Source organism: Streptomyces sp. NPDC048506 (genome assembly GCF_040651315.1).
Lineage (GTDB): Bacteria > Actinomycetota > Actinomycetes > Streptomycetales > Streptomycetaceae > Streptomyces.
Genome location: NZ_JBEZIX010000006.1, coordinates 154,786 through 178,699, shown reverse-complemented (window position 1 = coordinate 178,699; position 23,914 = coordinate 154,786). Strand labels below are relative to the sequence as shown.

Annotated in this window: 19 protein-coding genes and 2 tRNA genes; 3 read left to right on the top strand and 18 right to left on the bottom strand. The window is 72.5% G+C overall.

The features are described from left to right. Positions 1 to 212: 212 nt before the first annotated feature. The gene (locus AB0C96_RS06645; protein WP_362914357.1) at positions 213 to 1,742 is read left to right on the top strand and encodes a substrate-binding domain-containing protein; all 1,530 of its coding nucleotides are present in this window, start codon (positions 213 to 215) and stop codon (positions 1,740 to 1,742) included. Here AB0C96_RS06645 and AB0C96_RS06640 read toward each other — a convergent pair. The 7 genes from AB0C96_RS06640 to AB0C96_RS06610 form a co-directional block, all read right to left on the bottom strand. Next, a complete protein-coding gene (locus tag AB0C96_RS06640; protein WP_362914355.1) occupies positions 1,672 to 4,620 on the bottom strand; it encodes a ComEC/Rec2 family competence protein in 2,949 nt (982 codons plus the stop codon). The genes AB0C96_RS06645 and AB0C96_RS06640 overlap by 71 nt on opposite strands. Next, positions 4,617 to 5,345, bottom strand: coding sequence for a ComEA family DNA-binding protein (locus AB0C96_RS06635; RefSeq protein ID WP_362914353.1), 729 nt, complete (start codon positions 5,343 to 5,345; stop codon positions 4,617 to 4,619). The genes AB0C96_RS06640 and AB0C96_RS06635 overlap by 4 nt, the downstream gene beginning before the upstream one ends. Positions 5,346 to 5,785: 440 nt before the next feature. Then, positions 5,786 to 6,631 carry a DegV family protein gene (locus AB0C96_RS06630; protein ID WP_362914351.1) on the bottom strand — a complete coding sequence of 282 codons (846 nt, stop codon included), beginning with the start codon at positions 6,629 to 6,631 and terminating at the stop codon, positions 5,786 to 5,788. Between the two features lie 197 nt (positions 6,632 to 6,828). Further along, on the bottom strand, positions 6,829 to 7,701 hold the full coding sequence (locus tag AB0C96_RS06625; protein WP_362914349.1) for a hypothetical protein: 873 nt from the start codon (positions 7,699 to 7,701) through the stop codon (positions 6,829 to 6,831). A gap of 198 nt (positions 7,702 to 7,899) precedes the next feature. Beyond that, positions 7,900 to 10,803: a class I tRNA ligase family protein gene (locus AB0C96_RS06620; protein WP_362914347.1), complete on the bottom strand. Its 2,904-nt coding sequence runs from the start codon at positions 10,801 to 10,803 to the stop codon at positions 7,900 to 7,902. Between the two features lie 316 nt (positions 10,804 to 11,119). After that, a complete protein-coding gene (locus tag AB0C96_RS06615; protein ID WP_362914345.1) occupies positions 11,120 to 13,078 on the bottom strand; it encodes a S53 family peptidase in 1,959 nt (652 codons plus the stop codon). 360 nt (positions 13,079 to 13,438) lie between these two features. After that, positions 13,439 to 13,511, bottom strand: a tRNA-Ala gene (locus AB0C96_RS06610). A 157-nt stretch (positions 13,512 to 13,668) separates the two neighbouring features. Between AB0C96_RS06610 and AB0C96_RS06605 the strand changes: the two genes are divergently transcribed. Continuing rightward, positions 13,669 to 15,012 (top strand): glycosyltransferase 87 family protein, encoded by a 1,344-nt coding sequence (locus tag AB0C96_RS06605; protein WP_362914343.1) that lies wholly within the window; start codon positions 13,669 to 13,671, stop codon positions 15,010 to 15,012. Between the two features lie 264 nt (positions 15,013 to 15,276). Here AB0C96_RS06605 and AB0C96_RS06600 read toward each other — a convergent pair whose 3' ends face one another. From AB0C96_RS06600 to AB0C96_RS06560, 9 genes are all read right to left on the bottom strand, one after another. Beyond that, complete coding sequence (locus AB0C96_RS06600) at positions 15,277 to 15,510, bottom strand: hypothetical protein (RefSeq protein ID WP_030413843.1); 234 nt, start codon at positions 15,508 to 15,510, stop codon at positions 15,277 to 15,279. A 3-nt stretch (positions 15,511 to 15,513) separates the two neighbouring features. Continuing rightward, positions 15,514 to 15,765 (bottom strand): hypothetical protein, encoded by a 252-nt coding sequence (locus AB0C96_RS06595; protein ID WP_362914341.1) that lies wholly within the window; start codon positions 15,763 to 15,765, stop codon positions 15,514 to 15,516. Between the two features lie 353 nt (positions 15,766 to 16,118). After that, positions 16,119 to 16,191, bottom strand: a tRNA-Ala gene (locus tag AB0C96_RS06590). Positions 16,192 to 16,304: 113 nt separating this feature from the next. Beyond that, complete coding sequence (locus AB0C96_RS06585; protein WP_362914467.1) at positions 16,305 to 16,958, bottom strand: histidine phosphatase family protein; 654 nt, start codon at positions 16,956 to 16,958, stop codon at positions 16,305 to 16,307. Further along, positions 16,955 to 17,389: a ribosome silencing factor gene (gene rsfS / locus AB0C96_RS06580; RefSeq protein ID WP_362914339.1), complete on the bottom strand. Its 435-nt coding sequence runs from the start codon at positions 17,387 to 17,389 to the stop codon at positions 16,955 to 16,957. Before rsfS ends, AB0C96_RS06585 begins: the two co-directional genes overlap by 4 nt. 248 nt (positions 17,390 to 17,637) lie before the next feature. Further along, entirely contained in the window at positions 17,638 to 19,437 is a 1,800-nt protein-coding gene (locus AB0C96_RS06575) for a LytR C-terminal domain-containing protein (protein WP_362914337.1), read from the bottom strand. A gap of 24 nt (positions 19,438 to 19,461) precedes the next feature. Next, the gene (gene nadD, locus AB0C96_RS06570; protein ID WP_362914336.1) at positions 19,462 to 20,073 is read right to left on the bottom strand and encodes a nicotinate-nucleotide adenylyltransferase; all 612 of its coding nucleotides are present in this window, start codon (positions 20,071 to 20,073) and stop codon (positions 19,462 to 19,464) included. Between the two features lie 52 nt (positions 20,074 to 20,125). Continuing rightward, a complete protein-coding gene (locus AB0C96_RS06565; RefSeq protein WP_362914335.1) occupies positions 20,126 to 20,287 on the bottom strand; it encodes a hypothetical protein in 162 nt (53 codons plus the stop codon). Positions 20,288 to 20,406: 119 nt separating this feature from the next. After that, a complete protein-coding gene (locus AB0C96_RS06560) occupies positions 20,407 to 20,556 on the bottom strand; it encodes a hypothetical protein (protein WP_362914334.1) in 150 nt (49 codons plus the stop codon). Between the two features lie 152 nt (positions 20,557 to 20,708). Between AB0C96_RS06560 and AB0C96_RS06555 the strand changes: the two genes are divergently transcribed. Next, on the top strand, positions 20,709 to 21,812 hold the full coding sequence (locus tag AB0C96_RS06555) for a M48 family metallopeptidase (RefSeq protein ID WP_362914333.1): 1,104 nt from the start codon (positions 20,709 to 20,711) through the stop codon (positions 21,810 to 21,812). A gap of 133 nt (positions 21,813 to 21,945) precedes the next feature. Here the strand turns inward: AB0C96_RS06555 and AB0C96_RS06550 are convergent, their stop codons facing one another. Together AB0C96_RS06550 and AB0C96_RS06545 are read right to left on the bottom strand one after the other, a co-directional pair. Beyond that, positions 21,946 to 23,070: a hypothetical protein gene (locus tag AB0C96_RS06550; protein ID WP_362914332.1), complete on the bottom strand. Its 1,125-nt coding sequence runs from the start codon at positions 23,068 to 23,070 to the stop codon at positions 21,946 to 21,948. Between the two features lie 107 nt (positions 23,071 to 23,177). Then, the gene (locus tag AB0C96_RS06545) at positions 23,178 to 23,843 is read right to left on the bottom strand and encodes a hypothetical protein (RefSeq protein ID WP_362914330.1); all 666 of its coding nucleotides are present in this window, start codon (positions 23,841 to 23,843) and stop codon (positions 23,178 to 23,180) included. Positions 23,844 to 23,914: the final 71 nt, after the last annotated feature.

Here is a 23,914-nt window from a genome sequence, read left to right as displayed (position 1 = left end):
CAACCGGCCCGCTCGCTCCATCCAACCGGCCCGCTCCAACCGGCCAGTTCGCTCCATCCATCCGGCCCGCTCGCTCCATCCAGCCCGCTCGCACCGTGGCCGGAAGACGTCGGATGAACCTCTGGTGACGGGCTGCCGAAAGCCGCTCCCGCCGCGTCGGAGGTCCTTGAGGCTTTGACCTCCCAACGTCCGTTCATCTGTGCGAGGTTGTCGTGACGCTGCCGGACACCGAGACGATCCTCACCGCTGCCGGGCTCGTGGCGACGGCCCTGGTCTGGGCCGTCGAGCGGTTCCTGCCGGGGCGCAAGCGGATCGGCTACCGCGTCCAGATGGACACCGCGATCGGCATGAACCCCCAAGACGCCCACAGCCTGGTGCAGTTGCGGCTGCTGCGGCAGGACCAGGAGATCAGCGATGCCACGCTGGCGCTGCTGCGGTTCGAGAACGACGGCGGCAAGGACATCGTCCGGCAGGACTATCAGGAGCCGCTGACGGTCGAGTTCCCCGGCCGTACCGTCCTCGGCGTCGAGGTGCCGGACGCCAATCCGACGGATCTGGTGGGCATGCTGACCCGGCGCGGCAGCGGGCTGCGGCATGAAGGCGGCCGGCTGTTCATCCCCAAGGTGCCGCTGAACAAGCGGAACCACTTCAAGCTGCTGGTGCTCCTCTCCGGCCCCGGAACGGTCCTCGATCCCCAGGGCGGGCGCGCCGGCAGGGCAGCCGGTGCCGTGACCGTCGGCGGGTTCATCAGCGGGGGACGGATCCGGCGCAACGCCCAGCGCTGGGGCCCGCGCAAGCTCAGCCTCGCCCTCGGCGGCACCTTCATCGTCCTGCTCGGACTGCTCGGCGGTCTGCTCCTCAACGGCCGGGTGACGCCTCCGCCCGCCGAGTGCGCCGCGGGGCGGCTGACCGTCGACGGATCCACCGCGTTCGCCCCGCCGATGCGGGAGATCGCCCGGCAGTACCGGGCCAGGTGCGCGGACGCCGAGATCGACGTCGCGGAGAGCGGCAGCCTGTCGGGCCTGGGCAACCTCAACCGGCAGGGCAGACCCGCGACTGCCGAGGGCCCCGGTTTCATCGCGGTGTCCGATGTGCCGGCGCCCTCCCTGTATCGCCGGCTGGAGGGTGCCCGGGTGGGCGTCATCGTGCTCGGTCTTGTGGCGAACGAGAGGGCCGGCATCGACAACCTCACCTCTGACCAGGTCCGCAAGGTCTACGACGGGACCTACACCAACTGGCGGCAGCTGCACGGCAACGACCTGCCGATCCGCCTCGTCAGCCGGGACGCCGCCTCGGGCACCCGCCGGGCCTTCGAGACGTCCGTGCTGCACCGCTCGGAACCCGGCGTGGTGTCGTCGTACGACTGCGGCGACAAGGACCGCGACGAACGGGCGCGCCTGACGCGCTGTGAGGTGAACGGCACCAAGAGCCTGCTGGACGCGGTGGACCGGGTGCCGGGAGCGATCGGCTACGCCGAGGTCTATGCGGCGGCACAGCGGCAGCACGTGGTCGGCGTGCGACTCAACGGGCACGAGCCGGACATCGAGTGGGGACGGCAACGCGACTACCCCTTCTGGACGGTGGAGTACCTCTACACGTACGGGCGGCCCGAAAACGGCTCGCTGACCGCGAAGTTCCTCGCGTTCATGGACTCCGACACGGCGAAGAACATCATGCGGATGTACAAGCACGTGCCCTGCGCCGACCGGCAGAGCCTGCCGGACGCCGTCTGCCGGCCGTGAGACCGCCGGCATCCGACGGGGACCTGCGGAGCCCGGCGGGGAACGGCGGAGCCCTGCGGGGAACGGCGGAGCCCTGCGGGGAACGGCGGGGAACGGCGGAGCCCTGCGGGGAACGGCGGAGCCCTGCGGGGAACGGCGGGGAACGGGGTCTTCGCCGGAAGTCGGGCGGCCGGTCCCCGGCCCGGCGGCCGGCCGAAGCCGCCGAAAGCCGACCGGGCGAGCCCAGGACCGCGATGGCGCCGTCGGTGTCCGTGCGCAGCACCCGGGCCCCCAGGCCGCGCAGCGCCGCGACCGTCCGAGGTGCGGGATGGCCGTACGGATTGTCCGCGCCGCAGGAGATCAGCGCCAGGCGCGGCGCCAGCCTCCGTATCAGCGACGCGTCCTGGTGGGCGGAGCCGTGGTGCGCCACCTTCAGGACGTCGACGGCTGAGAGCTCGGGGTGAGCGGCCGACAGCGCCTGCTGGGCGGGTGGTTCGAGGTCGCCGAGCAGCAGCAGGGTCAACCCGCCGGTGCGGACGAGCAGGGTGACGCTGGCGTCGTTGGGACCGTCGACGGCTCCGACGTCGACGGAGCCGGGTGCGTCCGACGGGGCGGGCGCACCGGGTGGCACCGGCGGGGGCGAGGGGGCCGGCGGCCAGAGGACCTCCCAGGTGAGGGGGCCCAGACGGCGCCGCTCCCCCGGCACCGCGCGGACGACCGGGATACGGGCGGCGGCGGCCGTGGCACGCACGAACGCGGCCTGCCCCGGCGGGTCTTGACGCGTCGTGGTCTCGATCGCGCCGACCGAGCGACCGCGCAGCGCACCCGGGAGCCCGTCCACGTGGTCCGCGTGGAAGTGGGTCAGGACGAGTAGGGGGATGCGGTGGACGCCGAGCTCGGTGAGGCAGCGGTCGATCGCACCGGGCTCGGGTCCGGTGTCCACCACCAGCGCCGTGCCGTCCCCGGCCGCCAGCACCAGGCCGTCGCCCTGCCCCACGTCGCAGACCACGGCGCGCCACCCGGGCGGCGGCCAGCCCGTGATGACGCGGGTGAACGGGGCCGGTCGGCACACCGCCAGGATCACCGCCAGCACGCAGAGCACGGACAACCAAGGTCGCCGCAGCACCCGTCGGGCGACCGGCACCAGCGCCACGGTGACGGCCGCCAGCGCCAGCCCGCCCGCCCAGCCACCGGGCCAGCCGAGCTCCGCCCCCGGCAGCGCCGCCCCGGTACGGGCCACGCCGGCGATCCACTCGGCCGGCCAGCCGGCACACCACGCCAGCGCCCGGGCGACCGGCAGGGCCACCGGGGCGGCGGCCAGAGACGCGAACCCGAGCACCGTCGCCGGACCCACGGCAACCTCGGCCAGCAGGTTGCAGGGCACGGCGATCAGGCCCACACGGGCGGCGAGCACGGCGACGACCGGCGCACAGACCGCCTGGGCGGCGGCCGCGGCGGCGAGCACCTCGGCGAGCCGCGGTGGCACCCGGCGCCGTTGCAGGGCGGCGCTCCAGCGCGGTGCGAGCAGCAGCAGCGCGCCGGTGGCCAGCACGGAGAGCAGAAAGCCGTAACTGCGGGCCAGCCAGGGGTCGTAGAGGACCAGCAGCAGCACCGCGGCCGCCAGCGCGGGGAGCAGCGAGCGGCGGCGCCCGGTGCCGATCGCCAGCAGCGTGATCAGGCCACAGGCGGCGGCCCGCAGCACGCTCGGATCCGGGCGGCACACGACGACGAACGCGAGGGCGAGTGCCCCGCCGAGGACGGCCGTGCCCCGTAGCGACAGCCCCAGGCGTGGCGCCAGGCCCCGGCGCTCGGCCCGGGTGGCCAGGTGCGTCGGGCCGACCAGCAGGGCGAGCACGATCGTCAGATTGCTGCCGGAGACGGCGAGCAGATGCGTCAGGTCCGTGGCGCGGAACGCCTCGTCCAGGTCCGGTGACACCCGTGAGGTGTCCCCCACGACCAGGCCGGGCAGCAGCGCCCGGGCATCGACCCCCAGCCCCTCGGTGGCGTCCCGGAGCCCGCCGCGCAGCCTTCCCGCCAGCCGCTGCAACAGACCGGGAGGACGGACCATGACCGGTTGCGCACCGCCGCCGACCCGCAGCACGGCGGCGACCTGCCCGCCCGACGACGGCAGCGGAGGAACGGCACGGGCCGCCACGCGGAGACGGGTCGACGGCAGCACCCGGCGCCAGGCCGTCGACACCGCCGGACGATGCCCGGCGCCGTCCCCTCCCCCCTGCCGCACGACGGCGAGCACCGGCGTGCGCACGGCCGTGACCTCGCCGTCCGGTGCGGTGACGCGGACCGCTTCGGCGGTGAACACCACTGCCGGCGGCGTCCGTTGGGAGCCGCGCACCCGGGACGGTGTCAGCCGCGGATCGCCGGTCACCTCCAACTCCACCGTGATCCGCGCGCTCTGCTCGGCCAAGGCCGGCAGCGGTCCGCGCCGGACGTCCGCCGCATGCAGCGCCGCCGACGCGGCTCCCGCCGTGGCACCCAGCAGCGCCCCGGCCAGGGCGACGCAGGCCCCCGCGGACCACAGGCGCGGGGAACGGGCCGGGCAAGGGCCCGCCGCCTCCCGGTCGGCACCCGGCCCGGCCTCGTCCCGCACCGGCTCACCACCGGGCCGCCGGCCCGTCCCCGCCCCGTGGTCCGCCCTCCGCCGGACCACGGCCACCCGCACCACACACGCCGCAAGGACGACGGTCACCCCGCAGACCACCGCCACCCCGCCGCCGGGTGCGCCCAGGGCGAGCGCCGCGGCCGCCCAGGCCGCCAGTGCCGGCACGACCAGCCGCAGATCGGCCGGACCGTCCTGTGCCGCAGCGGAGGAGCCGGGTGGCGCATCCGTCGTGGCGTGCACGGTCACGTCCGCGCCATGTGGACCGCGAGGGCTGGTCATGGCTGCACCAAGGGGCGGAGATCGGCGAACCGGCGCTCACCGATCCCGGTGACCTGGCGGAGCTGGTCCACCGAGCTGAACCCGCCGTGCCGGGTGCGGAATTCGATGATGTGGCGGGCCAGGACGGGCCCGACTCCCGGCAGGGCGTCCAGCTGCTGCTCGGTCGCCGTGCCGAGGCTCACCGGCCCGGGCGGCCCGCCCCCGGACCCCGACGGCCCGGCTCCCGCGCCGCCGGGTCCCATGTCGCCGGAGCCGGCAGCGCCCCCGCCCCCGCCCCCAGCGCCCGCTCCAGCCTCACCAGCCGCACCGACCACGATCTGTTCGCCGTCGGTCAGCAGCCGCGCCCGGTTCAGCCCACGGGTGCTCGTCCCCCGCAGCACTCCGCCCGCGGCCCGTAGGGCATCGATCACCCGAGACCCCGGCGGCATCCGGTGAATTCCCGGGTGCCGGACCTTGCCCGTGACATCGACGACCAGTTGCCGCCCCGCCACACCCGGCGGTCCGCCGGCCGCCCCGGCGGAGGACGCCGCAGCGGACGGTGGCGGCAGCAGTGACGCTCGGGCGCCGGGGTCGGGGCCGGGGGCCGCCGGCCGTTCCGCCGCCGGGGCGCGCACCGGCTCGGGGCGCCCGGTCCAGAAGTGCTGGACGGCGAACCCCACGGCGACCACGAGCACCAGGACCAGAGCGGCCAGCGCCTTGGGATCGGTGCCGCACCGTAACTGCACCCAGAGCGGCAGCCGTTCGCATACCGCGAGCCACGCCCGCGCCCGACGGCGGGGGCCTGGTGGATCGTGTCCCGGAGGCGCCGGACCGGCCACCGCCGCCCTGGCCTCGCCGAAGACGGCCGCGATCCGGGCCCGCGCGCGCTCGCGCTCCTCCTCCCTCCGCTCCGCCGCACGGGACGGTGCCGACCGGCCCGACGGGCCGGCGGGGAGGGACGGATCGCAGGACGGTGCCGGAGCCGCAGCGGCCGGTGCACGCCGAGCTGCCGATGGGGCCGCCGACGCCATGAGGACCGGGGAATCCACCCGAGTGGATCGAGACGTGTTCATAGCGATCGACGGTAGGCACGTCGCACCGATCCCGCTGAGCCGCCTCACATTCCGTGGACGACGCCCCAGTTGTGGATAACGTCGTCACCCACAGGGCACTTCTGCCGCCCCGCTCACCGCGGTGAGACCACAGCCCCCAGCAGCCCCGGCCCGGTGTGCGCACCGATGACCGCACCGACCTCGCTCACGTGCAGCTCGTTCAGCCCCGGCACCCGCTCGCGCAGCCGCTGTGCCAGCGCCTCCGCCCGCTCCGCGGCAGCAAGGTGGTGCACCGCGATGTCGACCTGGCCCTCCCCCGCCCGCTCCGCGGCGATCTCCTCGAGCCGCGCGATGGCCTTCGATGCCGTACGGACCTTCTCCAGGAGTTCGATCCGCCCGTCGGCCAGTTGAAGGAGCGGTTTGACGGCGAGCGCGGAGCCGAGCAGGGCCTGCGCGGCTCCGATGCGGCCGCCGCGTCGCAGGTAGTCGAGGGTGTCGACGTAGAAGTAAGCGGAGGTGCCGGCGGCCCGCTTCTCCGCGGCGGCCACCGCGTCGTCCGCGTCCCCGCCGGCCTCTGCGGCCTCGGCGGCGGCGAGTGCGCAGAAGCCGAGCGCCATCGCGACCATGCCGGTGTCCACGACGTGTACGGGCACCGGTGCGTCCTTGGCCGCCATCACCGCCGCGTCGTAGGTACCGGAGAACTCCGAGGAGAGGTGCAACGAGACGATGGCGCCGGCACCGGCCGCCGCGACCTTTCGGTAGGTCTCCGCGAACACGCTGGGGCCGGGCCGCGAGGTCGTCACGGGGCGGCGCTTCTGTAGCGCCTGGGCGAGGGATCTGGCGGAGATCTCGGTGCCCTCTTCCAGGGCCTGGTCCCCCAGGACGACGGTCAGCGGCACGGCCGTGATGCGGTGGCGCTCGATGGCCGCCCGCGGCAAGTAGGCCGTGGAATCGGTGACGATCGCGACATGGCGGGACATGACTTGGAGATTATCCGGGGATCGGGATGCCGCACAGTGCGGGCCCCTCCCCAAGATCCTCCAGGTTTCACCAAGGCTCTGCCAAGAGGCCCTCGGACGGGGTCGTCATGGCTCTCGGGGCCGGATGACGGCGGTGTCGGGACGGCCTTCCCGGGGCCCCGCCCCGCCCCCGCCCCACCCCCTCGCTCCGTTGTCGTTCACTCCCGGCGCTGTGCCTCCGTGCCCCCTCGGTGTGCCTCCGTGCCGCGGCGGTGCCCCTCGGCGTCCCGGTGGTGTGCCTCGGCGTCCGGGTGGTGCCCCTCGGCCCGCGGGGACTTCTGCCACGGATGGGTCGGCTGGGTGCGGGGGTCGCGGGCGGTGAGGGCCGGCGGGTCCTCGGGGACCGGGCCCCAGGAGTAGCCGCGGGCTGCCGGTTCCGAGGCCGCCGCACCCGGACGGCCGTCGGCGGACGCGGGGCCGTCGGCGGAAGCCGCTCGGGCCGGGCCGTCCGGCACCGGTTCGTCCAGCGGGTCCGTGGCGCCGGGCTCGCGGGTCCAGTGCCGCAGTGCACCCGTCTCCACATCGATCTGGTCGTTCAGCGCCGCGAGGTCGTCGTCCGCGAACTTGCGGGCCCGATCGCGGGCGGCCCAGCGCAGCGACTCGGCGGAGTGGGTGATCCGCTCCAGGCGCTCGCGGAGCTCGGGGAGGCGACCGGCGATGGTGGCCCGGTCGGGCTCCCGCTCCAGGCGCTTGAGTTCGGCGTCCAACTCATGGCCGTGGGCGCTCAGCCGCTCGAAGAGTCCGATCGCCTCGCTGAGCGAGGGGTCGTCCTTGGCCCCGCCGTACAACTCGTCCTGGGTGGCGCGCATGGACGTGCGGAGCGAGAGTCGCAGCTGGGCCAGTTCGCCGACCACACCGGGCTGGGCGAGCTGCCGGGCCCGGAGGGTGGTGTCCTCGACCGTCCGGCGAGCCTGGGCAACCGTGCGGTCCACGCCGCGCTTGGCCGCCTGCACCGCCTTGACGGTGACGAACACCCCGGCCACGACGAACAGCACGAAGAGCAGTCCGAGGATGGCGGCGGCGGGTTCCATGGGCTCTCCCCAGACGTGTCGACGGCGCTGGTCCCTCACCCGCGCCCGGTATCTCCACGGTAAACGGCGCGGGCAGGTTGCGGGTTCCTGACGAACCCCCAACCTGCCCGTAGGGGACATCCCCCATGGCCGCGCGGAGCCCCGGATCATCACTGGTCCGAGGCCCGCGGCGCCGGTCCATGGGCGCCGGCCGGACGGTTACGCCGGCACGATGTTCACCAGCTTCGGCGCCCGGACGATCACCTTCCGGATGCCGGCGCCGTTCAGCGCCGCGACCACGGCCGGCTCGGCCAGTGCCGCCGCCTCCAGGTCCGCGTCGGAGATCGACGGGGCGACCTCCAGGCGGGCCTTGACCTTGCCCTTGATCTGGACGACGCAGGTCACCGTCTCGTCCACGACGTACGCCGGGTCGGCGACCGGGAAGTCGGCGTGCACCACGGACTCGCCGTGGCCCAGCCGGCGCCACAGCTCCTCGGCGATGTGCGGGGCCAGCGGGGCGATCAGCCGCACCAGCTGGTCGGCGACCGGCCGCGACACCGGTCCGCCCACCTTGGTCAGGTGGTTGTTCAGCTCGGTCACCTTGGCGATGGCGGTGTTGAAGCGCAGGTTCGCCATGTCCTGGGTGACGCCGTCGATGGCCTTGTGCAGGGCGCGCAGGGTGGCCTCGCCCGGCTCGGCGTCGACGACGGTGACCTCGCCGGTCGCCTCGTCCACCACGTTGCGCCACAGGCGCTGGAGCAGGCGGTACTGGCCGACGACGGCCCGGGTGTCCCACGGGCGCGACACGTCCAGCGGGCCCATCGCCATCTCGTACAGGCGCAGGGTGTCCGCGCCGTACTCGACGCAGATCTCGTCCGGCGTGACGGCGTTCTTCAGGGACTTGCCCATCTTGCCCAGCAGTCGGGAGACCTTGCCGCCCTCGTAGTAGAAGACGCCGCCGTCGTGCTCCTGGACCTCCGCCGCCGGGACGGCGATGCCGCGGGTGTCCCGGTAGACGTAGGCCTGGATCATGCCCTGGTTGTACAGCTTGTGGAACGGCTCGACGGACGAGACGTGCCCCAGGTCGTACAGCACCTTGGACCAGAAACGGGCGTACAGCAGGTGCAGTACGGCGTGCTCGGCGCCGCCCACGTACAGGTCGACGCCACCGTGCGGCTGGCCCTCGCGCGGACCCATCCAGTACTGCTCGACGGCCGGGTCGACCAGCGCGTCGTCGTTGTGCGGGTCCAGGTAGCGCAGCTCGTACCAGCACGAACCCGCCCAGTTGGGCATGGTGTTGGTCTCGCGGCGGAAGCGTCGCACGCCCCGGCCGTCGCCCAGGTCCAGCTCGACGTTGACCCAGTCCTCGTTGCGGGACAGCGGGGTCTCCGGCTGGGTGTCGGCGTCGTCCGGGTCGAAGGTGCGCGGGGAGTAGTCCTCGACCTCGGGCAGCTCCAGCGGCAGCATCGACGCGGGCAGCGGGTGCGCCACGCCGTCCTCGTCGTAGACGATCGGGAAGGGCTCGCCCCAGTAGCGCTGCCGGCTGAACAGCCAGTCGCGCAGCCGGAAGTTGACGGTGCCCTCGCCGATGCCCTGCGCGGTCAGCCACTCGGTGATCTTCGCCTTGGCCTCCGCGACGCCCAGGCCGTCCAGCGCGACCGTGTCGCCCGACGAGTTGATGATCTTCGCGTCGTAGGAGGCGAAGGCGTCGTCCCAGGTGGCCGGGTCGGTGCCGCGGCCGTCCGTCGGCTCGACGACGCAGCGCATCGGCAGCTCGAAGGCGCGGGCGAAGGCGAAGTCGCGGGTGTCGTGCGCGGGCACGGCCATGATCGCGCCGGTGCCGTAGCCCATCAGCACGTAGTCGGCGATGAAGACCGGGACGCGCTCACCGCTGACCGGGTTGGTGGCGAAGACGCCGGTGAAGACGCCGGTCTTGTCCTTGGCCTCGGCCTGCCGCTCGACGTCCGACTTGGAGGCGGCCTGCTTGCGGTACGCGGCGACCGCCTCGGCGGGGGTGGCGTGGCCGCCGGTCCACACCTCGTGGGTGCCCTCGGGCCAGGCGTCCGGGACGATGGAGCCGACGCCGCTGCCGTTCTCGGAGCCGGCGATCAGCGGGTGCTCGGGGGCCAGCACCATGTAGGTCGCGCCGAACAGGGTGTCCTGGCGGGTGGTGAAGACGGTGATCCGGTCGGAGTCGCCGACGGGGAAGTCGACGCGGGCGCCCTCGGAGCGGCCGATCCAGTTGCGCTGCTGGAGCTTGATGGCCTCCGGCCAGTCCAGTGCGTCCAGGTCCGTCAGCAGCCGGTCGGCGTAGGCGGTGATGCGCATGTTCCACTGGCGCAGCTTGGCCTTGAAGACCGGGTAGTTGCCGCGCTCGGAGCGGCCCTCGGCGGTGACCTCCTCGTTGGCCAGTACAGTGCCCAGGCCGGGGCACCAGTTGACCGGGGCGTCGGAGGCGTACGCCAGGCGGTACTGGCCCAGGACGTCGGCGCGCTCGACGGCGCTCAGCTCGCTCCAGGGGCGGCCGTCGGGGGTCTGGCGGGTGCCGGCCTCGAACTGGGTGACCAGGGTGTCGATGGGGCGGGCCGCGTCCGCCTCCGGGTCGTACCAGGAGTTGAAGATCTGCAGGAAGATCCACTGGGTCCACTTGTAGTACGCCGGGTCGATCGTCTCGATCGAGCGGCGCTGGTCGTGGCCCAGGCCCAGGCGGCGCAGCTGGCGCCGCATGTTGACGATGTTGGCCTCGGTGGAGACCCGCGGGTGGGTGCCGGTCTGGACGGCGTACTGCTCGGCGGGCAGGCCGAAGGCGTCGAAGCCCAGGGTGTGCAGGACGTTGTGGCCCGTCATGCGCTGGTAGCGGGCGTAGACGTCGGTGGCGATGAAGCCCAGCGGGTGGCCGACGTGCAGGCCCGCACCGGACGGGTACGGGAACATGTCCATGATGAACTTCTTGGGGCGGTCCACCTGCTCCGGGTCCCCGGCCAGGTCACCTCTCGGGTTCGGGGCCTCGTAGGTCCCGTGCTCCTCCCAGAAGTCCTGCCAGCGTGACTCGATGTCGGCGGCCAGCGCGGCCGTGTAGCGGTGCGGCGCTGCCACCTCGGCAGCGGTGGTCGTCTCGCTCATCGTCCTCAAAGCTCCATCGATCGTCTCTGCCTGCGGAAAACACGCCTCGTCCCCGGCATTTCCCGGAAACAAAAAGACCCCTCGCACAGGAGGGGACGCCGCGCCGATTCCGACGGGATCTGTCATCCGTCGGTACTGATCAGCGCGGCCCGCTAAGCAGAAGGCGTACGGCACGCATGGCGTCAGGGTACCGCAGGGCGTACGGGGCCCGCGCTGAGGATTACCCCAACGCGGGCCCCGTCTCCGTTACCCGTTCCTCCTGCCGCCGCTCCACTGGGTCATGGACGGCGCCGGGAGGCGGTGCCGCGCTCCTGCGTCAGGGACGGTAGGAGCTGACGTATCCGGCGCCCGGGGTGCCCACGCCGGTGACGTCGTCGTAGCCGACGCCGGCGTGCAGGGAGCTGTCCTTGCCCAGGCTGCGCAGCGAGGTCGTGGTGCCCTTGCTGTCGTCGGTGCCGTTGACGTAGTCGACCCGGACGACGGCCAGGTCACGGCCGGCGCCCAGCGGGTGGTCGGTGACGTCGTGGTACGCGGCGGTGCCGTAGCGCTGGTAGATGGCGGGGTTGGCGAAGCCGATGGCGATGCCGTGGCGGGCCTGCTGGGCGAGCGCCTGGACACCGGCGATCACCGGCGCGGCCAGGGAGGTGCCGCCGATGCGGTACTCGTCGTAGCCGAGCTTGCCGTTCGGCAGGGTCTGGGTCTGGCCGACCAGGAAGCCGGTGTTGGGGTCGGCGACCGCGGCGATGTCCGGCACGGTGCGCATGGCGCCCTTGCCGGCGGCGTTGGAGAGCCCGTCGGGGACGACTCCGCGCTGGTAGAAGGGCTGCGCCACGGTCTTGCTGACGCCGCCGCCGGCGCCGCCGTTGAAGGTGCCGGGGAAGCCGGCCCAGCTGTTGCCGTCCTTGGCCAGGAGCGCCTTCTGGGTGCCCCAGCCGGTCTCCCACAGGTAGCTGTCGTGCTTGCCGACGGCGAGGGAGGTGCCGCCGACCGCGGTCGCCCATGCGGAGTTCGCCGGGGTGTCGACCTGCTTGGTGCCGGTGTTGGCGACCTCGTCGCCGTTGTCACCGGAGGAGAAGTAGAAGCCGATGCCCTGTACGGCGCCCTGCTGGAAGACCTGGTCGTAGGCAGCCGCCACGTCAGGGGTCTCGTTCGCCTCGATGTCGCCCCAGGAGTTGGAGACGATGTCCGCGAGGTGCCCGTCGACGATCTTGCCGAGCGTGTCGAGCAGGTCGTCGTCCATGCAGGAGGCGGCGCCGAGGTAGACGATGTCGGACGCGGGTGCGACCGCGTGCACCGCCTCGACGTCGAGGGTCTCCTCGCCGTACCAGCCGGCGGCCTTGCACTCGTCGATGTGCGTGTAGGCCTTGGGCAGGACCTGGGAGAGCTGGCCCTTGCGGTAGCGGGGGTCGCCGTTGCGGGCGGCGTAGGTGTCCGCGTCCTTGGCGATGGTCGGCGAGGCGTAGGCGTCGGTGATCGCGACGGTGACGCCCTTGCCGGTCCACTTCTTCGCCCCGTAGACGGCGCGCAGCTGCTTGCCGGTGTACCCCTTGACCGCGTACGGCGCCTTGCGCCCGTAGGCGGACGGCAGCTCCGTGTTGGTCTTGGAGCCGTAGTACGAGGAGAACGGGCCGGAGTTGCGGAAGACGCCCTCCGGTGGCGGCAGTTCCCCGGAGTGGTGCTTGGCGAGCTTGGGCGCGTTGTCCAGGCCGGTGACCGTCAGCACGGCGTCGGCCAGCGCGGCGGGCGCGGACGCGGTGGTGGACGGCGCGTGGTAAGTGTGGCCGCCCTTGCGGTAGTTGTGCAGGTCGGTGGCGAAGGCGCGCTCGGCGGCGGCCGCGTCGCCCTTGACCGTGAGGTAGCGGTCGGCGCTGCCGGTGACCGTCAGACCGGACTTCTCCAGCCAGTCGGTCACCTTGGCTATCTGGTCGCGCGTGGCACCGTAGCGGGCATGCACCTGGGCGGGGCTCAGGTACTTCCCGTACGTGGCGGAGTGCGGGTCGGACACGGCCCTGGCGTAGTCCGCGAGGCCCTTGGCGTCGCGGCCGGCCAGGTAGACGCGGGCGGTGACGGCAGTGGAGGCGGCGGTGGCGCCCTGGTCGGTCTGCCGGGTGGCCCACAGGGGCTTGGTGCCCTGGAGCGCGTGCCGACCGTCGTCGTGGCCCGCGGCGTCGGCGGCGGGTGCACCGAGCGCGAGTGCGCCGGCGACCAGCGGCAGCGCCGCCACCCAGGCCAGACCGGCGCGGGCGCGCAGTGATCTGGTACGGCTTGATCTCATGTAACCCCCTGTTGTGGCGATGCGGTGCGCTACGGGGTGACGCGGTGCGCCGATGCGCCGATGCGCGGCACCTCACGAGCGGTGAATGCGTTGGATGTGACGCTCACGCGATTCGCCACTCTTTCGGTGAACCGTTCATGTCAGGGACATGCGATCACCAAGAAAAGACCAAGGAACGGTAAGGACCGGTCAGGGATGGGCGGTGAGCGAACGATCAACTCGTCATAGCGGACGGCCGACTGACCGGATGTCAGCACGACCCCGGAGGGGCCACCCCGGCCGGCGCCCCCCTACGCCACGGGGACGGCGATACGCACAACAGAGCAGGCCGTCCGCGATGGACGGCCTGCTCTGTGTTTGTGGAGCTAAGGAGAATTGAACTCCTGACCTCCTGCATGCCATGCAGGCGCTCTACCAACTGAGCTATAGCCCCAGGTCTTGTTTTCCGCTCCGGTTCCCCGCTGCGGCATCGCCTACATTACACGGACCTCCCCGGCTTCTGCCAAATCGCTCCGCCAGGGACCTTCCGGCGCGACCCGAGGTACTGTCGGGCAGGCCGTGTCCGATTCGTCCTGGGGGAGCCGTACGCCGTGACCGCGCTGGAGCTCGAAGAGTCCACCGACCTCGGCGGCACGCACCCCGGCAGGGGCATCGTCCGCCGGCACCCGATCCCCGCGGCGGCCCTGGCCTGCCTGGTCTCCTTCGCCGCCTTCTGGACAGCGCAGCGCCTCGCGCACGTGACCATGATCGACCTCATGGTCTACCGCGCCGAGGGCCTCACCGTCCGCGCCGGCGGATCCCTCTACGACATGGTCGCCACCTCGGCGCACCTGCCCAACACCTACCCGCCCTTCGCCGCGCTGCTGTTCACCCCGCTCACCCTCCTCGACGTCCCGCTGATGCGCACCGTCGCCACCGCCGGCAACCTGCTGCTGCTCGTCGCCGTCGTCCACCTCTCGCTGCGCCTGGTCGGCCGGCCCCGAAGCCTCCCCCGGCCCGCGGCGACCCTGGCGGTCTCCGCGCTGCTGGTGTGGTGCGAGCCGGTGTGGACGACGCTGCGCTACGGGCAGATCAACCTGCTACTGGCCGCCCTGGTCCTGTGGGACCTGACCCGCAAGGACGCCAACCGGCTCGCCGGCATCGGTATCGGCATCGCGGCCGGCCTCAAGCTGACGCCGGCGCTGTTCGCCGTGTTCCTGGCGCTGGCCGGCGTCGTCCGGGCCGGGCAGCGGCTCCGCTCCGGCGCCGGGGCACGCGCCGCCTGGAACCCCTGGCTGCGGCAGGCCGCCGTCGCCACCGCCACCTTCCTCGCCACCGCACTCCTCTCCGCGCTCGCGCTGCCGCGCGACTCGCACCGCTTCTGGACCGAGATCGTCTTCGCCGCGGACCGGGTCGGTGAGGTGGAGATCACCGCGAACCAGTCGCTGCGCGGCGTCCTCGCCCGGCTGCTGCACACCCACGACCCGGGCACCGCCTGGATCGTCGTCGCCGGCCTGACCGCCGTCCTCGGCCTGGCGCTGGCGGCCGGCTCACTGCTGCGCGGAGTGGAGGCGGGGGCGCCCACGGCCGAAGCCCCGGGACGCGCCTGGGCGGCCGTGGTCTGCGCGGCGACCGCCCTCCTGGTCAGCCCGATCTCCTGGTCGCACCACTGGGTGTGGTGCGTGCCGATGCTGATCCTGCTCGGCTCCGAGGCGCTGCACCGCGCCGGCACCGGCGCCCGTCGCTGGTGGACGACGACCGTCGCGCTGGGCCTCCTCTTCGCCTCGTTCGCCCTGTGGTGGGTGCCGCACCGCTGGCACCAGCATGAGGAACTGCACCAGAACGGCCTCCAGATGCTGCTCTCCGACGTCTATCCGATCGCCGGTGCCGTGGTGCTGGTGCTGGCCGGCGTCCGCCTGTGGCCGAGGAACCGCACATCCGCACCGGGGAGGTGAGCGGGCGGATGCGAGCGGTCAGCGGCGCACTGTCCGGTCCAACGCCCGGTACGCCGGCAGCAGTTCCAACCGCCCGGAACTGCATGGAACTGTCCGCATCCGCCCCGCGATGTCCGAACGGTTTCGGAACGGGCGCCAGATAGCGGGCAGCCCAGCGGACTTGGAGAGGCCGGGGCCCAGCGGCACGTGCCGGCCGGCCGGTTGGCGGCGACGGGAGACCGGCACCGGCACCGATGCCTGAGGGTGTCCGGAGCGGTCGCCCGCTCAGGCCGTCGCGAACGAATAGAACCGCTTCAGCGTGCAGTGCTCGTCCAGCAGCCGCCCGTAGATCGGCTCCCCGTCGAGCTCCCGGTAGGTCTCGATGGGGTCGCCCTTTATGACCAGGGCGCGGGCGCACTCCTCGCACCAGTACTGATAGTCGGTGTTGACCGGTTCCATGTCGCGGACGATCGGCGTTCCGCTACCGCACCAGTCACACTTCCTGCTGTGGGCGCCCATCCATCAGCTCCAACTGTGGCCACAGGCCGTGCAGACGAAGGAAATGCCGCCATTGTCACCCAGCACCTGCGCCACGTGGGACGAGCCGCACGACGGGCATTGCAGGGCGCAAGCGGCTTCGTGGCCGCATACGGACGCGGGAGCGTCAACAGGGGAGGTGAGGCGGAGTGCGTATCCCGGCAGCTGGTCGCAGCCCTGCGCATCGTCCACTTCGAGCAGGTCGACGACCTCCTCGACGAGGATGCTCATGGGCATCGCGATCTTCTCCTCCCCTGCCGGCGCCGTCCGATTCTGCCACGGACCGTCGACCAGGTCAGGTCCACCTTCACGCCACCGCACCCACACCCCGCCGCCTCGTGCGATGCACGAAGAGTGCCCCCACGGCACGGCGCCCGACGGGATTCCGGCCTGGTGAACGCCGCGCCCACGCCATCGCCGTTGCCTCCGGCCGGAGTTGAGCGAGCGCCGGCCCTCGGGTGACACACCTCACAGGGCGCCAGGCCCGTGGATCGGCGCCGCCGATGCCCGCGCGAGGACCACCCCGGACCACACCGACCCCGACAACGCAGAGATCCCGCCTCCATCTGGAGGCGGGATCATCCGGGCTGTGGAGCTAAGGAGAATTGAACTCCTGACCTCCTGCATGCCATGCAGGCGCTCTACCAACTGAGCTATAGCCCCGGGTCTTGTTCCGCCCCTCCGGGTTTCCCCCGGCGGCGCCGCGAACAAGAAGAACTTTAGCCTGCGACCTGCCCAGATGTGAAATCCGGTCCGGCCGGGCCGCCCTGCGGGGCTCAGTCGTCGTCGCCGAGCACCGGTTCCGGCAGGGTTCCGGCGTTGTGCTCCAACAGACGCCAGCCGCGCGCGCCCTCGCCGAGAACGGACCAGCAGCAGTTCGACAGCCCGCCCAGGCCCTCCCAGTGGTGGGCCTCCAGGCCGAGCAGCCGGCCGATGGTGGTGCGGATCGTGCCGCCGTGGCTCACGACGACCAGGGTGCCGTTCTCGGGCAGCTTGTCGGCGTGGTTGAGCACGACGGGGGCGGCCCGGTTGGCGACCTCCGTCTCCAACTCGCCGCCGCCGCGGCGGACCGGCTCGCCGCGCTTCCAGGCGGTGTACTGCTCGCCGTAGCGGGCGAGGATCTCGTCGTGCGTGAGCCCCTGCCAGGAGCCCGCGTAGGTCTCCCGGAGGGCGGCGTCGTGCGTCACGTCGAGACGGGTCAGGGCGGCCAGCTCGCAGGCCGTGTCCGCCGCCCGCTGGAGGTCGGAGGCGATGATCGCGTCCGGCCGCAGCGCGGCGAGCAGCCGCGCCGCACGCCGCGCCTGGGTCCGACCCGTCTCGGTCAGCTCGATGTCCGTCGAACCCTGGAACCGGCGCTCCAGATTCCACGCCGTCTGGCCGTGGCGCCACAGGACGATGCGGCGGCCCGTGGCGCGCTTGGTGCCGTTCAGAGCAGATCTCCGTCCTGCCCGCCGGTCGTGGCCTCGGCGTGCGCGGCGGCCTTGCCGCGGGTCGCCTTGGCGTCCTCCGGGAGGTCGATCTCGGGGCAGTCCTTCCACAGCCGCTCAAGCGCGTAGTACACGCGCTCCTCGCTGTGCTGGACGTGCACGACGACGTCGACGTAGTCGAGCAGCACCCAGCGGGCCTCGCGGTCGCCCTCGCGGCGGACCGGCTTGGCGCCCAGGTCCTTGGTGAGCCGTTCCTCGATCTCGTCGACGATCGACTTGACCTGGCGGTCACTGGGTGCCGAGGCGAGCAGGAAGGCGTCGGTGATCGAGAGGACGTCACTGACGTCGTACGCGATGATGTCGTGCGCGAGCTTGTCGGCCGCGGCCTGGGCGGCGGCGTTGATGAGCTCGATGGAGCGGTCCGTGGCGGTCACAAGGGGCTTTCCGGGTCGAGGGCGGCCTCTCCGGCCGGCCGGGGGCGGACGGCGCTCGGCTGAGCCGCTGCGCGCGTCGCGGTCCCCATGGGCCAACCGGATCAGCGGTCAGGTACCCCTCAAGGGTCTCACGGACCACCGACACTCCCGGCAGCGTTTTCGAACCCGTCCGTCAGGTCCGGTGTCCGCGCTGGTCAGCGGCGTTCCGGGGGCCGCCCGTCCCGGCCGGGGACGGGCGGCCCCGGCGGTCAGCCCTTGAAGTCCTGCCCCAGCACGACCTGGATGTCGGCGTTCTCCGCGACCTTGCCTTGCTTGACCGCGCCCGCCGACAGGCCCAGCGTCTTGGCGACCTCGGTGGCCTTCGCCTTCTGGGCGGCGTCCGCGTAGCTGACCTGCGAGGTGGTCCGGGCTGCGCCGTCGGTGCCGCCGTCGACGAAGGTGTAACCGCCGTTGAGGAGCGCGACCTGTGCCTTTCCGGTGGCCGCCTTGGTGCCGGTGGCGCTGCGGACCACGACCCGGGCGGTCGCGTCGGGCGCGGTCTTCTTGACCGAGCCGCCGAGCACGTCCTTGACCACGCCCGCCGCGGTGGACTGGCCGAGCGTGCCGTTCGCCTGCACCGGCAGCAGGGTCGTGGTGTACGCGCCGGTCTTCGCCAGCTCCGCCCGCTGCGCCAGCGAGCTGCCCAGCTCGCCCTCGGTGAGCGGCGGATCGAGCACCTGGAGCAGCGCCTTGACCGTGGCGGTGGCACCGTCGGCGTCGCTGGAGACCTTCTTCAGGGTCGCCTGCATGACCTGACCGAACCGTTGCAGCTGCCGGGTCTGGGGCTCGCCGGGCGCCTGGTAGGTGGCGTAGGCGACGGCCGCCTGGCCGCCCAGGTCCTGGGCGCGCCCCTGCTTGACCACCGGGGAGGCGCCCTTCTTGGCGCCGGGCACCGTGGCGTCGGTGTCGAGGGTGATCCCGCCGACCGTCTCGACGAGGTTCTCCAGGTAGGGGGTGTCCAGCCGCCAGGTGGCCTTCATGTCGGCGCCCAGAAGGCTGTTGAGGGAGTCGCGGGTCGGCTCGGCGCCGTCGTCCTTGACGGACTTGCCGAGCGTCGTGGACGTGCCGTCGTCCTTGGGGACGACGAGGCTGTTGGGCAGCAGGACGGTGGTGCCCTTGTGGGTGGTCTCGTTGTCGACGAGCAGGGCCGTGGAGCTGTTCCCGCTCTTGGTGTCCCGCAGGTGGACGACGAGGACGTCGCGCTTCTGACCGCCGGCCGCGGCCTCCTGGCCGCTCTGCGGGCCGGCCAGTCCGGGCAGCTTGCCCGCCCACCACAGGTAGCCGACGCTGCCGAGGGCCAGCAGGGCCAGGACGACGGAGAGCGCGACGATCCGGCTGCGGCCGCGCCGTTTGGCCTCCTCGCGCCGCTCGGTGCGGCTCTCGGTGAACTTCAGCCAGTCGATGACGTCCTCGGAGTCCTCGTCCGGCTCCTCGATGAAGGAGAACTGCTCGGTGTGGTAGTCCGGGTCCGTCGAGGCGGCGGCGGACGGAGCGGACGCGGGGTCCGTCCCGGTGGCGCCCCCGCGGTGCACCGGCTCCTCGGTGCCCGCCTCGTGGCCCCGGCGCCGGACCGTCTGCGGCTGCGGCTGCTCGCCGTAGGAGGCCGGCTCGTAGGGCGGCTGCTGGGCCTGCTGCGGGATCCACTCCTGCTGCGGTTGCTGCGGGTGGGGCTGCTGCTGGGGCTGGGCGTACGGGTCGTACTGCTGGGGGTAGCCGGGCTGGGCCTGCACCTGCTGGCTGCCGTAGGCGTCGTAGCCGTACTCCGGCTGACCGGTGTGGGGCTGCTGCCCCTGGTGTCCGCCGTACGGGTCGTAGCCCTGGTAGCCGGACGGGGCGGCCTGCTGGCCGTACGCGTCGTAGTGCTGCCCGTACGACGGCTGTGCGGCGTCGTGGTACACGGGCCGGCCGTACGCGTCGTAGGTGTAGCCCGGTTGCCCCTGCTGCTCCTGGGCGTACGGGTCGTGGGCGTACGGGTCCTGCGGCCCGTACGGATCCTGTCGGTCGCTCACCGGCGCCCCTTTCCGTCAGCCCCGTCAGCGGTCGTCGCGGTACAGCTGTTTCTTGTCGATGTAGCGCACCACACCGTCCGGCACCAGGTACCAGACCGGATCCCCCTGGGCGACGCGCGCCCGGCAGTCGGTCGAGGAGATGGCCAGTGCCGGCACCTCGACCAGAGAGACCGCTCCTTCGGGCAGCCCGGGGTCCGCGAGGACGTGGCCGGGCCTGGTCACCCCGATGAAGTGGGCGAGTGAGACGAGCTCCGCGGCATCGTGCCAGGTGAGGATCTGGCTGAGCGCATCGGCGCCGGTGATGAAGAACAGGTCCGCGTCGCGGTGCTCCGCCCGCAGATCACGCAGCGTGTCTATCGTGTACGTCTTGCCGCCACGGTCGATGTCGATCCGGCTGACGGAGAACTGGGGGTTCGAGGCCGTGGCGATGACCGTCATCAGATAGCGGTCCTCGGCGGGGGACACCTTCTTGTGGCTCTTCTGCCACGGCTGCCCCGTCGGCACGAAGACGACCTCGTCGAGGTGGAACTGGCTGGCCACCTCGCTGGCGGCGACCAGGTGTCCGTGGTGGATCGGGTCGAACGTCCCGCCCATCACTCCGAGTCGCCGCTTCACGGGCCCTGTGTGCTCTCCCATGCGTGCAGACCCTACTGGGCGACGCGCGATGCCGGGGGCCGGGTGCCGGGGCTCAGCGGTCCCGGTTGAAGCGCGTGGTGATCCAGAGCATGAGAAGCAGGACAAACAGGGCGCCACCGCCGGTCACGAACGGGCTGAGGCTGGCGTGACCGCCCTCGTGTCCGGGTTCGGCGGCGAGGGAGACCAGGGACTGTGCGGTGCTGTGCAGGCTCATCGTCGGCAGGACCAATCCGGGCTGGTGTCGGGCAGAGACTTCGACCACATCGTAAGCGTCGGCTCACTGCGGGCCCACGCCGACTCCACCCGGCGGGCCCGGAGCCGGCCGCGGGGACTTCAGTCCTGGCCGTAGCCGCGCAGCAGGAACCAGGCGAGCAGCGCGGCGCCGAGGACGCCGACGATGATCACGGTGCGCAGGATCCATCCGGGTCCCCCCTGCTGGGCGGACTCCTGGGCGGCGGCGAGCAGCATGCTCGGATGCGGCATGACGATGCGCTCCTTGGGTACCGGCCCGAGGGTCGGACGGACGGGCCTGTGCGGTCGGTGGTGCGATCGCCAGCGTACGCCCGAGCATCCAATCGCCTGTCGGTGGCGTCCTCTAGGCTGAAACACACGCAGTCGAACAGGGGGAGGCCCCAATGACGGAGAGCCCAGACGGCGCGAACGTACCGAGCCGGGACCGGCGGCGATTCCCCGGAATCTCCTCACGGTCGTACGAGCACCCGGCCGACCGCTCGGCGCTGGTGGCGCTGCGCAAACTGAGCGGTTTCGACACCGTCTTCAAGACGCTCAGCGGCCTGCTGCCGGAGCGCAGCCTCCGGCTGCTGTTCCTGTCGGACTCGGTGCGCGTCGGCGACCAGCAGTTCACGCACCTCAACGACATGCTGCGGGACGCCTGCTACATCCTGGACCTGGAGAAGGTCCCGCCGATGTACGTCAATCAGGACCCGCAGCCCAACGCCATGTGCATCGGTCTGGACGAGCCGATCATCGTGGTCACCACCGGCCTGGTCGAGCTGCTCGACGAGGAGGAGATGCGGGCGGTCATCGGCCATGAGGTCGGCCATGCGCTGTCCGGGCACGCCGTCTACCGCACGATCCTGCTGTTCCTGACGAACCTGGCCATGAAGGTCGCCTGGATCCCGCTGGGCAATGTCGCGATCATGGCGATCGTGACCGCGCTGCGCGAGTGGTTCCGCAAGTCGGAGCTGTCCGCGGACCGCGCCGGGCTGCTGGTCGGGCAGGACCTACAGGCCTCGATGCGCGGTCTGATGAAGCTGGCCGGCGGCAACCACCTGCACGAGATGAACGTGGACGCCTTCCTCAAGCAGGCGGACGAGTACGAGTCCGGCGGCGATCTGCGCGACTCCGTGCTGAAGATCCTCAACCTGCTGCCGCGCAGCCACCCGTTCACCACCGTGCGGGCGGCCGAGCTGAAGAAGTGGGCGGCCAGCCGTGACTACCAGCGGATCATGGACGGTCACTACCCGCGCCGGGACGAGGACAAGGACGCGTCGGTCTCCGACTCGTTCCGGGACTCCGCGGCGCACTACGCCGATTCGGTGCGCAACAGCAAGGACCCGCTGATGGGCCTGGTCCGCGACATCGCGGGCGGTGCGGGCGACTTGGGCGGCAAGCTGCGGGACACGGTCTTCCGTGGCGGCTCGCGCCCCGGTGGCACGGGCGGCACGGGCAGCGCCAACGGTTCCGACGGTGGCGCGAGCGGCTCGGACGGCTCCTGACGGATCGCCCGGTGCGACGAAGCACCGCCCGGCGCGACGACGCTCGTCGCGCCGGGCGGATGCGTTCCGGGGCGGATGCGTTCCGGGGGCGGATGCGTCCCGGGGAAGGCGCACCGCGCGCCGCGGCTCGCGCCTAGCGGATCGGGTGGCTCGGCTTCGGCTGGGCGGAGGGCGCCAGCTCACCGCAGAGGGACGGGTTGGCCCGGTCCCTGGCGTAGGGGTCGGTGCCCGCGGGCCGGTCGTTGCCGGCGTGCTGGCCCGCGAACAGCGGGTGGAGTGCGTCGGCCGGCTGCGGGGAGCAGGCCAGCGGCCCGGCCTGGAGACTGCTCTGGAGCACCTCCAGCCGGTGGTCGTTGAGGTCGTCGCGGCCGATCCTGAAGTGCATCTCACGCCGGACGGTGACGAGCGAGGACGCGCCCGGGGTGGCCTTGCCGATGTGCTGCCCCGCCGTGTCCTGCTGGGCACCGGGGGCGGGTCGCACGGCGTAGACGAAGGTGTAGTCGGCGGTGACCTCGATCGCCTCGGGGCTCAACTCCGCGGCGGACAGGGTGCCGTCGACGCGTACGTTGTGGTCGGCGAGCCGGGTCTCCTTGGGGTCGAAGCGGACCAGCCAACCGGTCGCCGCATGGCGGCCGTTGTCGTCGGGGTGCGCCAGACTCCGGTCGAACTGGTCGAGTTGGGCGGTGTCGAGCAGCAGCCGGAGCGGCCGCACGGACCCTCCGGTGAGGGTCGCCGGGTCCACCGAGGAGCGGACGAGGTACTCCTTGGCGAGGGTCAGGGCGGAGACGATCTGGCCGTCGGAGAAGTGCTGGGTCCGGACGACGGTGGGCAGGTTGACGCCCGCGGCACCGATCCGGTAGTCGGCCGCGGGGCTGTGCGCGAAGAGGTCCTCGGGGGTCCCGCCCGGTACGTCCCCGACCGGCGCCAGCGGCACCACGGCGGACCGCAGCGGCTGCGCCTGTGCCGGCTCCGGGGCCTTGTACGGATGCCGTACGCCCATGTAGACGGCCGTGCCGAAGGCGAGAATGATCAACAGGACCAGCAGGATGGCCTGCCGGGAGCCGCCGAGCCGCACCCATGCGTGCCGGGTCTTCACGGCGGGTGAATGGTGCTCGCCGAGCCGCTCGTCCGCGGAGAACTCCTGCAAGCGGGCAGCGCGCACGAACGATTCGTCGAAGACAACGGATCGGTACTCGTCCTCACCGCCTCCCGGGGCGCCGTTGGGCGTCCCTTCGGGAGGGTCACCAGGCCCGCTCATACAACAAGAGTAGGTCGGCGAAGGCGAAGGTAAACGCCGGGGCGTCGGCCAACTTCAGCGGATCGTGACGTTTCGTACACCCGTTCCACGGGCAGAGCGACACGCCGTCACTGCGGCCGGGGGACGGCGGATATCGACGGGCGCACGGGCCCCGTCGACGGCAGCGACGGCAGGCCCGGCCGCGCCGTGCGAACGCCGTCCGCACTGCCCGGGCCGGGGGCGTCCACACCGCTGGAGGTGGGTGCCGGCGCCGGGCTCTGGTTCCGTCCCGAGGCGCCCCGGTAGACGGCGCTGAAGGCGAGCGCCACGAGCCCGATGCCCATCACCACGGCCAGCACCCAGGCGACCGGGCGGTGCCAGCGGGTGCTGCCGCGATAGGGGCGCAGCGCACCGCCGTAGGGGCCGTACGGGCTGCGCGTCCGGTACTCGCCGTAGTCGCCGTACTCACCGTCGTCCGGGTACTCCGCGTCGCCGTACGCGTCGTAGGCGTCCGCTCCCGGGCCGCGGCGGGCCCGGCCGCCGATCGCGTCCGGGTCGTCGCCGTCGGGCCCGAAGCCGGGCCCCGAGCGGGCCGCCTCGGCCTCGGCGCGCGCCTCGGCGGCGGCCAGCATGCGCTCGACCGCCGAGGGCTCGTGGATCTGTGCGGACCGGACGAACTCCTCGTCGAAGACCACGGAAGCGAACTCCTCGTCCGCGCTTCCGTGGTTCCCGTGGTGGTGCTCGTCGGGCTCTTCGCCGTCCGGGAACGGCTTGCCCCCCACGTCGTCCGGCACCCGTCCAGGTTAGCCCCGGGCGGTCGCTTTGGGCAGGGAGATGCCGGGAGAGAGACCGGCGGATCCGTGAC